The organism is Devosia sp. Root635 (genome assembly GCF_001427605.1).
Classification (GTDB): domain Bacteria; phylum Pseudomonadota; class Alphaproteobacteria; order Rhizobiales; family Devosiaceae; genus Devosia.
In genome coordinates this window covers 210,734-224,518 of sequence record NZ_LMGZ01000020.1, presented here as the reverse complement: position 1 = coordinate 224,518, position 13,785 = coordinate 210,734, and the positions used below count along the sequence as shown (strand labels likewise).

General features: G+C 66.2%; 14 protein-coding genes. 4 read left to right on the top strand and 10 right to left on the bottom strand.

The annotated features are described in order from the left end of the window. Window positions 1-15 precede the first annotated feature (15 nt). Together ASD80_RS14020 and ASD80_RS14015 are read right to left on the bottom strand one after the other, a co-directional pair. Complete coding sequence (locus ASD80_RS14020; protein WP_413813378.1) at window positions 16-396, bottom strand: hypothetical protein; 381 nt, start codon at window positions 394-396, stop codon at window positions 16-18. Then, the gene (locus ASD80_RS14015; RefSeq protein ID WP_156460458.1) at window positions 393-1,757 is read right to left on the bottom strand and encodes an acyclic terpene utilization AtuA family protein; all 1,365 of its coding nucleotides are present in this window, start codon (window positions 1,755-1,757) and stop codon (window positions 393-395) included. Before ASD80_RS14015 ends, ASD80_RS14020 begins: the two co-directional genes overlap by 4 nt. A 118-nt stretch (window positions 1,758-1,875) precedes the next feature. Between ASD80_RS14015 and ASD80_RS14010 the strand changes: the two genes are divergently transcribed. Further along, entirely contained in the window at window positions 1,876-2,550 is a 675-nt protein-coding gene (locus tag ASD80_RS14010) for a GntR family transcriptional regulator (RefSeq protein WP_056233888.1), read from the top strand. Here ASD80_RS14010 and ASD80_RS14005 read toward each other — a convergent pair. Continuing rightward, window positions 2,547-3,101 (bottom strand): LuxR family transcriptional regulator, encoded by a 555-nt coding sequence (locus ASD80_RS14005; protein ID WP_056233886.1) that lies wholly within the window; start codon window positions 3,099-3,101, stop codon window positions 2,547-2,549. The genes ASD80_RS14010 and ASD80_RS14005 overlap by 4 nt on opposite strands. Before the next feature lie 80 nt (window positions 3,102-3,181). Here ASD80_RS14005 and ASD80_RS14000 point away from each other — a divergent pair, with 80 nt between their 5' ends. The 3 genes from ASD80_RS14000 to ASD80_RS13990 are packed head-to-tail and all read left to right on the top strand — an operon-like array spanning window position 3,182 to window position 5,723. Further along, the gene (locus ASD80_RS14000; protein WP_056233884.1) at window positions 3,182-3,895 is read left to right on the top strand and encodes a CoA transferase subunit A; all 714 of its coding nucleotides are present in this window, start codon (window positions 3,182-3,184) and stop codon (window positions 3,893-3,895) included. Further along, the gene (locus tag ASD80_RS13995; RefSeq protein WP_056233882.1) at window positions 3,895-4,551 is read left to right on the top strand and encodes a 3-oxoacid CoA-transferase subunit B; all 657 of its coding nucleotides are present in this window, start codon (window positions 3,895-3,897) and stop codon (window positions 4,549-4,551) included. The genes ASD80_RS14000 and ASD80_RS13995 overlap by 1 nt, the downstream gene beginning before the upstream one ends. Next, window positions 4,548-5,723, top strand: a complete 1,176-nt coding sequence (locus ASD80_RS13990) for an acetyl-CoA C-acetyltransferase (protein ID WP_056233880.1) — start codon at window positions 4,548-4,550, stop codon at window positions 5,721-5,723. Before ASD80_RS13995 ends, ASD80_RS13990 begins: the two co-directional genes overlap by 4 nt. 37 nt (window positions 5,724-5,760) lie before the next feature. Here the strand turns inward: ASD80_RS13990 and ASD80_RS13985 are convergent, their stop codons facing one another. The 7 genes from ASD80_RS13985 to ASD80_RS13955 form a co-directional block, all read right to left on the bottom strand. Further along, window positions 5,761-7,233, bottom strand: a complete 1,473-nt coding sequence (locus ASD80_RS13985; RefSeq protein ID WP_056233878.1) for an NAD-dependent succinate-semialdehyde dehydrogenase — start codon at window positions 7,231-7,233, stop codon at window positions 5,761-5,763. Further along, window positions 7,230-8,474, bottom strand: a complete 1,245-nt coding sequence (locus ASD80_RS13980; RefSeq protein ID WP_056233876.1) for an iron-containing alcohol dehydrogenase — start codon at window positions 8,472-8,474, stop codon at window positions 7,230-7,232. Before ASD80_RS13980 ends, ASD80_RS13985 begins: the two co-directional genes overlap by 4 nt. A gap of 26 nt (window positions 8,475-8,500) precedes the next feature. Next, on the bottom strand, window positions 8,501-9,505 hold the full coding sequence (locus ASD80_RS13975) for an Ldh family oxidoreductase (protein WP_056233874.1): 1,005 nt from the start codon (window positions 9,503-9,505) through the stop codon (window positions 8,501-8,503). Between the two features lie 26 nt (window positions 9,506-9,531). Continuing rightward, window positions 9,532-11,037, bottom strand: a complete 1,506-nt coding sequence (locus tag ASD80_RS13970; RefSeq protein ID WP_056233872.1) for a tripartite tricarboxylate transporter permease — start codon at window positions 11,035-11,037, stop codon at window positions 9,532-9,534. Continuing rightward, window positions 11,034-11,678 (bottom strand): tripartite tricarboxylate transporter TctB family protein, encoded by a 645-nt coding sequence (locus ASD80_RS13965; protein WP_056233870.1) that lies wholly within the window; start codon window positions 11,676-11,678, stop codon window positions 11,034-11,036. The genes ASD80_RS13970 and ASD80_RS13965 overlap by 4 nt, the downstream gene beginning before the upstream one ends. Before the next feature lie 107 nt (window positions 11,679-11,785). After that, the gene (locus ASD80_RS13960) at window positions 11,786-12,766 is read right to left on the bottom strand and encodes a Bug family tripartite tricarboxylate transporter substrate binding protein (RefSeq protein ID WP_056233868.1); all 981 of its coding nucleotides are present in this window, start codon (window positions 12,764-12,766) and stop codon (window positions 11,786-11,788) included. A gap of 145 nt (window positions 12,767-12,911) precedes the next feature. After that, entirely contained in the window at window positions 12,912-13,664 is a 753-nt protein-coding gene (locus ASD80_RS13955) for an SDR family oxidoreductase (RefSeq protein WP_056233866.1), read from the bottom strand. Window positions 13,665-13,785 lie beyond the last annotated feature (121 nt).

Below are 13,785 nucleotides of genomic sequence, written 5' to 3'. Positions count from 1 at the left end.
CCTCCCTTGTTGCCCCTAGCGGGCGGTTTGCAGCACCGGTTCGGCCTCGTGGCCATCACCGGGTTCAACGGGCACCCGGACGTCCATTCCGAGTACGAGATAGCTCAGACACTTGCCGTGGGTATCGAGCCCCAGGCTCGAATTGACGCCGCCTTCCAGCGCGTCTTCGATGACGAAATTGAGCGCGCCCAGGCGTGGCAGTGCATAGCGCGTGACCTGGATGACGCCACGATAGGCGAACAGGGCCGCCACCCGCTCGGCGGTGACTTCGGCCTCGAGCACCGGCCAGTGTCGCGGCTCATAGGCGATGATGTTGACGTTGAGCCGGTTACCCTTGTCGCCCGAACGGCCATGGGCGATCCGGTGCAGGCTGACGGTCTGCATGAGGGCCGTCACGACGGCTCTCCGGCAAAATGGAAACCGGTTTCCACGAGCGCGCGCGGCACCATATGCGACAGCGTCCGCACCCGCGGACGCACGCTGTGGCGCACGCCGCCGCCGCCGGCCGGGCCGCAGCAATAGAGCGCGTTGACCTCCTGCACGGCCCGCTCGACCTCGCGCTGCGACCCCCCGCCAAAGGCGAAGCGCACGCGATAGTCGCCGTCTGGCGTGTCATCGAAATCGGCCAGGAAATCGCCGTCATCGGAATCGAAGGCGCTGACCGTGCCGATGATGTCGGCGCGGTGCCGCACCGGAATGTCGCGCATCCGCACCCGCTCGTTGATGGTGGTGATGGCCAGCCGGGCCCGTGCCAGCGCATTGGGACCGGCATAGGAAATCTCGGCCTCGCCCAGCCAGTCGCCGTAGAAGCTGACCGTGGCCTTGAGTCGCGCTGGCGCCGCATGGCCGCGCGCGCCGGACACCCGCACCCGATCGGGCCCGATCTCTTCGAGATCTACGTCGGTAATATCGAGCGTAACATCGGGCGTGAGATAGGCCGCCGGGTCGTGGATTTCGTAGAGCAACTGCTCCTTGACCGTGCGCAGGTCGACCAGCCCGCCGGTGCCCGCCGCCTTGGTGATGACGAAGCTGCCATCGGCTTCGACCTCGGCAATGGGAAAGCCGATATTGGCGGTGCCCGGCACATCCTTGAAGCCCGGATCGGCGAAAAAGCCGCCCGAAACCTGCGCGCCGCATTCCAGCAGATGCCCCACCAGCGTCCCCGCCGCGATCCGGTCGAGATCGTCCCAGGCCCAGTTGAAATGCGCCACCAGCGGCCCCAAAGCCAGCGCCGGATCGGCCACGCGGCCCGTCACCACCACCTGTGCGCCGGCCCGTATGGCGTCGGCAATGGCGCCCGCGCCGAGATAGGCGTTGATGGCGATGACATCGCCATCGATGCCGGGCAGCCTGCCGTCGCCATCCCAGCGCTCGGTCTGCGACAGGTCGATCCTGCCCACGAGGTCGTCGCCCGAAACCACGGCGATGCGCAGTCCGCCCAGACCGAGCCGTATCGCCAGCGCCTGGATGGCGGCGGCGGCGGCTGGTGGATTGGCCTGACCGAAATTGCCGACGATGACGATGCCCGCCGATACGCAGCGGGCCAGGATCGGTTCGAGCATATCTTCCAGCAGCGGTTCGTAGCCGCGCGCCGCGTCCTGCCGCTTGGCGATCTGCCCCAGCGCCAGGGTGCGCTCGCCCAGCGTCTCGAAGATCACGGTCCCGCCTTCGCCGGCAGCGGCAATTGCCGCCACCACCGATTGCGGGGCGTCGATGCGGTCGCCCGAAAAACCAGCGCCACTGCCAATGCGATACACGTAGACCTCCCTGATCGCCATTATCATCGGTATGATTATCGATAATGTCAACGATGATTGTCTGGCTGGGGAAACTTGGCTAGGCTCGCTGCCGTTGAAGCATGGATTCGAGGGGCGTATGCGGGTCGCCAAGCCATTGTCGGAACAGACGAAAAGCTGGGATGCGGTTTACCGCGAATTGCAGCGCCAGATCATCGCCGGCCAGCTTCGCCCGCGCGAGCGGCTGGTGGAGGATGAGATCATCGAGCGCACCGGGGCGACGCGCCATGCCGTGCGTCGCGCCTTCGACGAGCTGGAGCGCGTGGGGCTGGTGCTGCGCCAGCCCAACAGGGGCGTGCAGGTGCGCGACTACTCCATCACCGAGGTCGAGGAACTCTACGAAATCCGCGAATGCCTCGAAATGCGGGCCGCGACGCATTTCGACCGAGCCGCCAGTCCCGAGCTGGTGGCGCAGCTCACCGACATCGCCACGCGCCATCGTGAAGCGTCGCGCGAGCAGCGCTATGCCGAGGTGTTCTCGCTCAACAACGTGTTCCACGAAGTGCTGTATCGGGCGGCCGGCAACCAGCAACTGGCCGACGCCATCCTGCACTACACCTTCGCCACCCACCCGATCCGCACCCGCGCCTTCCCCAGCGAGGAATTGCGCGAAATCGCCATCGGCGAGCATTTCGCCATGATCGAGGCCATTTCGCGCGGTGCGGGGGATGAACTGGCCAGCATCATCAGGACGCATATCCAGGGGCCGAAGGATTTCTACCTAAAGGCGACCTATATCCAGGGCGCGCTTTAACCCGCAGGCTGGCTCAGGAACCACGCCACCAACTCGGCCGAATTGGCCACGCCCACCGAGCGCGCCAGCCGCAGGCGATGGGCCTCCACGGTGCGGCGCGATAGGCCCACCTCCTCGGCAATGGCGGCATTGGTCTTGCCCTGCGCCACCAAAGTCAGGATTTGCCGCTGCCTGCCGGTCAGCTTGAGCGTGGTTTCGCTGACCTTGCGGCTCATTGGCTCGAAGCAGTAGAGCGCCGCCGCAAACGGGTCGCCGGCATCGCGCGAGCGCCCGTTCACCCGGCACCAGAAGCGCTTGCCCCCTGCCCCGGCCATGATGCGCTCGTCGTAATAGACCGCGCCCCCCGGCAGGTGGTGCCGCCACATCTCGCCGGTGCGCACGAAATCGGCAATGGCCGGATAGAGCCGGGAAAAGCTGGTATCCACCACTTCCTCGCGGCGATAACCGAAGAGCGATGCGAACTCCTCGTTGCAGTCGCGGATAATGCGATGGGTGGCGTGGACCATGGGCACCGGAATATCGGCGAGGGCGAAATGCAGCTCTGTCGTCATGCCGTAGAAATACGACTAACGCCCCAGCCCCGGCAAGACCTAGCGTTTGCCCAACGACCACGAGGGGAGGAGAAACCCGCATGCGCAAGGTCCATTCAAGCGTAGCCGACGCGCTGGCCGGCGTATTGGCAGATGGCATGACCATCATGTCGGGAGGCTTCGGCCTTTGCGGCATTCCCGAGGCGCTGATCGAGGGTGTCGAGCGCTCCGGCGCCACCAACCTCACCGTCATTTCCAACAATGCCGGCGTCGACGGCATAGGCCTGGGGCGGCTGCTGGCCACGCGCCAGATCAGGAAGATGATCTCGTCCTATGTCGGCGAGAACAAGCTGTTTGCCGAGCAGTATCTGTCGGGTGAACTCGAACTCGAATTCAACCCGCAGGGCACCTTGGCCGAGCGCATCCGCGCCGGCGGGGCCGGCATTCCGGCTTTCTTCACCCGCACGGGCGTCGGCACCCTGATCGCCGAGGGCAAGGAAATTCGCCGCTTCGGCGACGACGATTTCGTCATGGAAACCGGCCTCGTTGCCGATGTCGCCATCGTCCATGCCTGGAAGGGCGACCACGCCGGCAATCTTGTCTACCGGATGACGGCGCGGAACTTCAACCCGATGATGGCCACGGCCGGCAAGGTCACGATTGCCGAGGTGGAAGAGTTGGTCGAGACCGGCAGCCTCGACCCGGACCAGATCCACACGCCCGGCATTTTCGTCGACCGTCTTGTGCATGTGGCCATGCCGGTCAAGCACATCGAGCAGCGCACCCTGCGCCAGCCCAGCGAGGAGGTAGCCTGATGGCCTGGACCCGCGAGCAGATGGCGGCACGTGCCGCCCGTGAACTCAAGGACGGTTTCTACGTCAATCTCGGCATCGGCATTCCGACGCTGGTGGCCAATTTCATCCCGGCGGGCATGGATGTGTGCCTGCAGAGCGAAAACGGCATGCTGGGCATGGGACCCTTCCCCTATGCCGGCGCGGAAGATGCCGACCTCATCAATGCTGGCAAGCAGACCATCACCGCCCTGCCCGAAACCAGTTTCTTTTCCAGCGCCGACAGTTTCGCCATGATCCGGGGCGGCCATATCGACCTGTCGATCCTGGGCGCCATGCAGGTGGCCGAGAATGGCGACCTGGCCAACTGGATGATCCCCGGCAAGATGGTCAAGGGCATGGGCGGCGCCATGGACCTGGTGGCCGGGGTCAAGCGCGTCGTGGTGGTGATGGAGCACGAGGCCAAGGGCCAGCCCAAATTGTTGACACAATGCAGTCTTCCCCTGACCGGCCAGCGCGTCGCCGATCTCGTCATCACCGATCTCGGCGTCTTCTCGGTGGCCCGGCGCGGCGATACCGACATGCGCCTGATCGAGCTGGCCGACGGGGTCACGATGGCCGAGATCACCGCCAAGACCCAGGCCCGCTTCACCGTTGCGCTGGGGGACAAGGCTGCATGAGCAATATCGTCATCGTCGGCGCCGCCCGCACCCCGGTCGGCAGCTTCCTCGGGCCGCTGGGCACCGTGCCCGCCCACGAACTGGGTGCCATCGCCATCGCCGCAGCGCTGGAGCGTGCCGGCATTGCCCCCGATAGTGTCGACGAAGTCATCCTCGGCCAGGTGCTGACCGCCGGCGCCGGACAGAATCCGGCGCGGCAAGCGGCGATCAAAGCGGGCATTGCCAAATCGGCCACCGCCTTCGGCGTCAACCAGGTCTGCGGCTCGGGCCTACGCGCCGTCGCCCTGGGCCTGCAGCAGATTGCCTCGGGCGACGCGAACATTATCGTCGCCGGCGGCCAGGAATCGATGTCCCTGTCGCCCCATTGCCAGAACCTACGCGGCGGCACGAAAATGGGCCCGGTGAGCCTGGTCGATACCATGGTCGTGGATGGGCTGACCGACGCCTTCGGCGCCTACCATATGGGCATCACCGCCGAAAACGTCGCCCGGCAGTTCGGCATCACCCGCGAGCAGCAGGACGCCTTTGCCCTGGCCAGCCAGCACAAAGCGGCTGCGGCGCAGGCGGCAGGACATTTCCGTGCCGAAATCACCCCGGTCAACGTCGAGACCCGCAAGGGCACGGTGACCGTCGATGCCGACGACCACCTGCGTCCCCAGACCAGTGCCGAGGCCCTGGCCCGACTGCGGCCCGCCTTCGACAAGGACGGTTCGGTCACCGCCGGCAATGCCTCCGGCCTCAACGATGGCGCCGCGGCCCTGGTGCTGATGGCCGAAGATGACGCTGCCCGGCGCGGCCTCACCCCGCTCGCCCGCATCGCCGGCTGGGCTACGGCCGGCGTCGATCCGTCGATCATGGGTACCGGCCCGATTCCGGCGTCAAAAAAAGCCCTCGAAAGGGCCGGCTGGACCATCGCGGATCTCGACCGCATCGAGGCCAATGAGGCTTTCGCAGCGCAGGCCTGCGCGGTCAATGCAGGCATGGGCTGGAACCCCGACAGCGTCAACGTCCATGGCGGCGCCATTGCCCTCGGCCACCCGATCGGCGCTTCCGGCGCCCGAATCCTCGTGACCCTGCTGCACGAACTCAAGCGCTCCGACCTGAACAAGGGCCTGGCCACCCTCTGCATCGGCGGCGGCATGGGCGTCGCCATGTGCGTCGAGCGCACCTGACGCGACCTCCCCGCCGCGCGGCGGGGAGGTCGCCGTCCTACCACGAAACGGCGATATACTTGGTCTCGCAGAATTCCAGGATGCCGTGATGGGCGCCTTCGCGTCCGAGACCGCTCTGCTTGGTGCCGCCGAACGGGGCGGCCGGGTCCGACACGACCCCGCGATTGAGCCCCACCATACCGCTATCGACCTTTTCGGAAACCCGCAGGCCGCGCCCCAGGTCGCTGGTATAGACATAGGATATCAGCCCGTATTCGGTGTCGTTGGCAGCCGCGATGGCCTCCTGCTCGGTTTCGAATGTGGTAATGGCGGCGACCGGCCCGAAGATTTCCTCGCGCGACATCGCCGCGTCGGTCGGGACGCCCGACAGGACGGTCGGCGGAAAATAGAACCCATCGCGCTCTAGCCGCTTGCCGCCGGTCAGCACCGTGGCGCCGCGCTGCGTCGCCTCGCTCACCAGCCCTTCGATCCGTTCCACCGCATCCTGGTTGATCAGTGGCCCGCATTGCGTCGACGCCTCATAGCCGGGGCCGACCTTGAGGGCGCCCATGCGTTCGGCCAGCCGCCGCGAAAATTCGGGGGCGATGCCGCTCTGTACCAGGAAGCGATTGGCCGCCGTACAGGCTTCGCCGCCGTTGCGCATCTTGGCGATCATCGCCCCGTCGATCGCGGCGTCCAGATCGGCATCGTCGAAGACGATGAAGGGCGCATTGCCGCCCAGCTCCATCGAGCAGGAAATGACGGTGTCGGCCGCTTCATGCAGCAGCCGGCGGCCCACTTCGGTCGAGCCCGTGAACGAGAGCTTGCGTATGCGGGGATCGTGCAGCATGGCGCTGACGACGGGGCCCGACTTTCGCGTGGTCAGCACATTGACCACCCCGTCGGGCACACCGGCCTCGGCATAGAGCGCGGCCAGCGCATAGGCGGTCAGCGGCGTCTCGGTCGCCGGCTTCAGCACCACGGTACAGCCCGCCGCCAGCGCCGGGGCGATCTTGCGGGTCGCCATGGCGGCCGGGAAATTCCACGGCGTCACCAGAACGGCAACACCGATGGGCTGGTGCTGCACCAGGATTCGGTTTGCGCCGGATGGCGCGGTGGAGAGATCGCCATTGAGCCGCACGGCTTCCTCGGCGAACCAGCGGAAGAACTCGGCGGCATAGGTCACCTCGCCCTGCGCGTCGGTGAGCGACTTGCCATTCTCCAGGCTGATGAGCCGCGCCAGCATGTCCTTGTTCTCGATCATCAACTCGAAGCAGCGGCGCAGGATTTCCGAGCGCTGCCGCGGCGCCGTCGCCGCCCAGCCGGGACCGGCGGCATGCGCAGCCGCCACCGCCGCCATGGCATCCTCGATGCTGGCATCGGCCACTGCGGCAATGGCCGTGCCGGTCGAGGGATCGAACACGTCGATGCGCTGCCCGGCCGCGCCCGGCATCCATTTGCCGCCGATATAGAGATCGGTGGGCAGGGCAACGAGGTCCAGTTGCGAGGCGATGTCTGGGGAAAGCGTCATGGTCGGTCAGCCTTGTCTGTGGAGCGGAGCCGCATGCGGTCGCCGGTAAAAGCGGCTCGCACCAGGTCCATCATGGATGCGTCGTCAATGGGGCGCGGATTGTTCTTGATCAGCCGCGTGATCCCCATGGATTGCTCGGCGATCTGGGGCAATTGCGCTTCCTCCACACCTAGCCCCGCCAGCGTCCTGGGGATGCCGATGGCGGCAAACAGCGCTGCAACGGCGTCAACGGTCGCAGCGGCCTGCTCCTCCGTCGTACCGCGGCCCACAAGCCCCATGGCCCGGCCGATCTCGGCGAGTTCGGGCGCGCACCAGCCGCTGTTGAATGTCATCACATAGGGCATGAGCGTGGCAACCCCGGCGCCGTGCGGCGTATGGGTCATGGCGCCGACCGGATATTGCACCGCATGGGCGGCCGCGGTGCCGGCGGTACCGAAGGCCAGGCCTGCTGCCGTCGCCCCCAGCATCAGCCGACCGCGCGCCTCGCTGTCCGAACCGTCGTCATAGGCGCGCTTGAGCCCGGCCGAAATATGAGAGATCGCCAGCAACGCATAGTGGTCGCTCAGCGCATTCTTGCCCAGGAACACATGTTCGTGCACCAGCTCCGGACCGGGCTGACGCCGCTTCGTGGTATAGGCTTCGATGGCATGGGTCAGCGCATCGGCGCCCGAAACCGCCGTCAGGCCCGGTGGACACGAATAGGTCAGCTCCGGGTCGCAGATCGCCGTGTGGCTGATCAGGTGCGGGCTGGCAATGCCGACCTTGAGGGCTTTGTCGGGATCGGTCACCACGGCGACCGGGGTTACCTCCGAACCCGTCCCCGCCGTGGTGGGGATGCAGATCAGCGGCAGGACCGGGCCGGGCACCCGGAATTCGCCGTAATAGTCGGAAGCCGTGCCGCCATGGCTCAGCAGCAGCGCCGCGACCTTGGCCGCGTCGAGGCAGGAACCGCCGCCGATGCCTATCACCAGGTCGGCGCCATGCACGCGGCCCGCCTCCACCGCCGCTGCGATGCAGGCGACCGGCAGCTCGGCAATCACCCCGTCAAACACCCGCACCTGCAGCCCGGCCCTGGCCAGCCCATCCAGCAGCGCGGCGAATATCGGGTCGGCCGCCAGCCGTTCATCGGTTACCACCAGCGCCCGCTGTCCCAGTGAAGCGGCGAAAGGGGGCAGCGCATGCCGCTGGCCGGCCCCGAAAACAAGATTGCGCGGCATGCGCAATGTTCCAAATAGTGACACGGAAATTCCTCTTGGTCGGCGAAAGTCTAGGTCGCGCTGGTAGCGCCCGCGAGCTGCTGCAGCGTCTGCCATACGGCGGTTGCAATCGGCACGCCGTCGCGCAGGCGCAGTTCGCGGCAGGCTCGGCCGCGCTCGCCCGGGATCAGAACCTGGTCGAAGCCCGGCGCCGGTTCCATGGCGCGGATGGATGCCAGATAGGCTTCGAGATTGCGCTCCACGCCCTTGATAACGATGAAGACGTCGCCCTTATTGCAGATCGCCGTATCGTCGAGCGTGCCCTGCACATCGCGCCCCAGCGCTGCCCCGGTCAGGCTGCCGACAAGCAATTCGAGTGCCAGGCCAAGCGCATAGCCCTTGGCCTGCCCGAAAGGCGCCAGCGCGCCGCTCTTGGCCGCCTCGGGATCGGTGGTTGGTTCCCCATTGGCATCGAGTGCCCAGCCGGGGGGCAGCGGCGCCTTGCGATGAGCGTGGTCGTGAATATCCCCCATCGACGCAATGCTGGTTGCCGTATCCATCAGGAACGGTCCCGAGCCGGTCGGAATGCCGATGGTGATGGGATTGGTGCCGATCATGGCGCGCTGGGCTCCCCAGGGGTGCACCAGCGCCTCGCTCGTGGTCAGCCCGATGATCGTATAGCCCTCTGTGGCGAGCCGTTCGGCATACCAGCCGAGCATACCGATATGGTTGGAATTGCTGATCGCGGCGATGGCGATGCCGGTTTCTTCCACCCGCGCCTTGAGCGCTTCGAGCGCCGTGCTGGCCACGACCGGCCCAAGGCCGCGCCTGCCATCCACCGTCAGGAAGGCCGCGCTGCGCCAGTGATGGGTGCCTGTCGCATGCGGGTCGATCACGCCATTGGCGATCCGCCGGATGATGCGTTCGAGTCGCAACAGGCCATGGGAGGATACGCCGCGCAGTTCGGCATCGAGCAGCACGTCGGCTTGCATCCGCGCCTGCGCCTCGGGCACGCCTGCCAGGCGCAATGCGCCCAGCGCCAGGCGCTCCAGGGCGCCGAATTCAACGAGAGCCATGAGTACGGTCCGGGGCAAAAGCGGGTCTATTCATCTTCGGCAAGCACCTGGCGGCCGCGGCTGATCGAGGGCGACAGCGCCGAAATGACGATGACTGCGGAAAGCCCGAGCAACACCAGTGTCAGCGGATCGCTGAGGAAAGTCCAGAAGCTGCCGCGGCTCAGGATCAGCCCCCGACGCAGCGAATCCTCCAGCATGCCGCCGAGCACCAGGCCGAGCAGCAAGGGCGTCGGATCGAATTTCAGCCGGTAGAACAGGTAGCCTATGACCCCGAAGGCTGCGACCATCAGCACGTCGGTCGGCCGGGAATTGACCGAATAGATGCCGACGCAGCACAGCAGGATGATGGTCGGGAACAGCAGGTGATAGGGCACCTTGAGGAACTTCACCCAGATGCCGATGAGCGGCAGGTTGATGATGACCAGCATCAGGTTGCCGAGCCACATCGAGGTGACCACGCCCCAGAACAGCTCAGGATGCATGTCGATCACCTGCGGGCCGGGCACCACGCCATGCAGCGTCATCGCCCCGCCCACCAGGGCCATGGTCGCCGTCGATGGCAGGCCCAGCGTCAGCAGCGGGACAAACGTGGTCTGCGCCGCCGCGTTATTGGCGGATTCGGGTCCGGCCACGCCCTGTATAGCCCCCTTGCCGAAGGTTTCGGGGTGCTTGGAAACCTTCTTTTCCAGCACATAGGAGGCAAAGGACGAGAGCGTCGCGCCATTGCCGGGAATGATGCCGATAATGGCGCCGAGCAGCGAGCCGCGCGTTATGGCGCCTGCCGAGTCCTTCATGTCCTGCCGGTTGGGCAGCAGGCCGCCCACCACGTCGTCGACGAAGGGCCGGCGCTCCGGTGCCTCAAGGTTGCGCAGGATTTCGGCAATGCCGAACAGGCCCATGGCGACCACGGCCATGTCGAAGCCGTCATAGAGCACTTGGCTGCCGAAGGTGAGCCGGGCTTCGCCGGTGATCTGGTCGGCGCCAACCAGGGCCATGATCACGCCGATAAGCAGCATGCAGAAGGCCTTGAGCAGCGAGCCGCTGCCCAGCACGATGGCAAGGGTCAGCCCCAGCAGCATCAGCGAGAAGTAATTGCCGGCGGTCAGGCCGAGCGCCAGGCGGGACAGGGGGATGGCGACCGCGGCCACGACCAGGGTCGCAAAGCTCCCCGCGATGAACGAGCCGATCGCGGCGATGCCGAGCGCCTTGCCGGCGCGCCCCTGCCGGGCCATGGCGTGACCATCGAGCGCCGTCACCACCGAGGATGACTCGCCCGGCATGTTCACCAGGATCGCGGTGGTGGAGCCGCCATATTGGGCGCCGTAATAGATGCCGGCCAGCATGATGATCGCCCCGGCGGGATCGGCGTTGTAGGTCAACGGCATCAGGATGGCGATGGTGGCCAGCGGGCCGATGCCCGGCAGCACGCCGATCAGTGTGCCGACAAGGCAGCCGACCAGGCAGAGAAAGAGATTCTGGAACGAGAAAACGACCGAAAAGCCGAGTTGCAGATGTTGAAGCAGGTCGGTCATGCCGCCCTCCGGTCCGGACGGACGAAGACGAGATAGAGCACCAGCGCAATGGCGCCGTAGCCCGCATAGGCGATCCTCAGGGCCGTCTCCCGGCCCAGCGCGGGCGGAATGGCGTTTTGCAGAATTGCCGGAAACGGCGGAATGCCGAGCCGGAGAAGATCGGGAAACACCACCAGCATCAAGGCGGTCAGCCCGAAGGCCAGCACCAGCAATTCCTTGAGGTTGACCTGCGGCGCGGCGCAGCCGGCGATGAACACGGTGAGCGGGCCGACGACGCAGAGACCCAGTTGCGGTGTGGACAGCAGGCCGAAATCGCCGCCCCGGATGAAGAGGCCGAACAGCACCACTGCCAGCATGATCACCAGCGTCGGGCGCAGGGCGAATTCGAAGCGCTCGAAGGCGGCCTCCCGTCGCACCAGACCCTGGATGAAAACCCCGGCGCCAGCCAGCGCCAGCAGGATTGCCAGCACCCTGGGCAAGGCGCCCGGCCCGAAATTGGGCAAGGTGCCGACGGCCAGGTTGATCGCACCGAACCAGACGAGGGCCGCGATGCCGATGATCGTCGTGCCCCCGATCACCTCCAGCCGCGCATAGGGCGGAACGGGCTCGCGCCCCGGCTGCTCAGCCACCTCGTGTGTCATGCAAATTCCCTCCGCGCTTCCGGCCGTCGCCGCAACGGCGATGGCTCGACACTGTGCGGCCGGGCGCCCATGGGGCATGCCCGGCCGCAATATTGTTGTCGCAGCCCTTATTGTGTCGGGCCGGCCTCCTTGATCAGCCCCGCCCAGGCATCGATCTGGCGCGCCATGAAAGCCCCGGTTTCTTCCACGTCATAGTCGCGCACCTCGATCTCGAGTTCGGCATAGCGATCCATGACCGGCTGCGACTTCAGCGCCTCGCGCGTCTTGGCGTTGAGATATTCGACAATCTCGTCGGGCGTATCCCGCGGCACGAAGAGCGCGATCCAGGAGTCGATGACGTAGTTCTCGACGCCCGCCTCGACCACGGTCCCGACATCCGGCAGCGCCGGGGACTTGTCCGGGCCGGTCATCACGATGGGTGTGACGCTGCCCGACCTGATGAATGGCAGCGCGCTGGAAATATCGAGAATGGCGGCCGATGCGCGGCCGGCAATGACGTCGGTCATGGCCTCCGTCGCGCCCTGATAGGGCACCGGCGTCATGGTCAGGCCGGTGCGCAGCTCGAGGCCGCGCCGGGCGAATTCGCCGACAGCCGTCCAGCCGGCATAGGTCAGCGTGCCCTCGTTGGCCTTGCCGTATTCGATGAGGTCTGGCAGCGTCTTCACGCCCAGATTGTTGGCCACGACCATGACATAGGGCGTATAACCGATAACGGCGACGGGCCGCAGGTCGCGGGGCGGATAATAATCGGCCGCCGGGTTGCTGACGGGGTTGATGGCGATGGTGGATGCCGCGCCCATCACTACCGTATAGCCGTCCGGTTCGGCGTTGATCCCCTGCTTGGTGCCGGCCACGCCAGCCGTGCCGGCGACGTTTTCAACGACGATGCGTTGGCCGGTCAGCCCGGCCATGGCCTCACCCCAGATACGGGTCTGCGTATCGGCGCCCCCACCGGCCCCGAACGGCACGATCGCCGTGATGGGCCTGTCGGGGTAATCCTGCGCGAGGGCGCTGCCCATGCCCAGCCCCAGTGCGACGGTAATGATGGCGACCGCGCCGAGGCGCCGAAGTGATCCAGTCCTATTCATGATTTCATCCTCCCTTGGAGTAGCCCCGCGGCGTGCTTGCATGCTTGTGCCACCAAGCTAGTGGCGAATTGCTAGCGGAGAAACCTGACATGGCCCACCGCGTGCCCACCTTGTTTCAAGCAATGAAAACGGTCGCCCTCCCGAGCTAGCGCTGGGCGCCCATCACGTCGAGCACCGCGCCGGTGACCAGCGAGGCCTTGTCGGACAGTAGCCACGCGATGGCTTCCGCCACTTCCTCGGGTTGGCCGGCGCGGCCGAGCGGGTTCTTGGCGGCGAATTCCCTGACCCGGTCCGCCTGCCCCGATTTGGCGTGAATGGGCGTATCGACCATGCCCGGCCGGATCGAATTCACCCGCACGCCGTCCCGCGCCACTTCGACGGCCAGGCCCTTGCTGATCGTATCGACCGCGGCCTTGGAGCCGGCATAGTGAATGAAGCGGCCCGGCGAGCCGGTCAGCGCGCCGATCGAGGAAATATTGACGATGCTGCCGCCCTTGCCGCCATGCTTGGTAGACATGCGCTTGATGGCCTCGCGACAGGCAATGAGCACGCCCACCGTATTGACCGCAAAGATATTCATCGCCTCGTCGAAGTCGTAATTGTCGGCCGAGCGATGGACCGGCCCGTTGATGCCGGCATTGTTGACGAGGCCGGTCAGCGGTCCGAAGGCCTTGTCCGTCTCCTCGAACATGCGAAGGATGTCGGCTTCGACGCCCATATCGGCGGCGATGGTGATGGCCTTGCCGCCGGCCGCCTCGACCTCGGCGACCACGCCTTCGGCCAGGCTCCGCGAACTCTTGTAGTTGACGACCACATGGGCGCCGGCGGCCCCCAACAGGCGCGCCGTGGCCGCGCCTATGCCACTGCTCGCGCCGGTTACTATGACAACGTCCTGCATGGGACCTCCTTGAATAGAGACATGAGCTCGCCGCCTCGGGGACGACCGCTCGTTCGGATCAGACACTAGGCGTGCAGCGCCACGCGATGAATGTGTTTCTGCCCCGATTTCATTTGCTGAA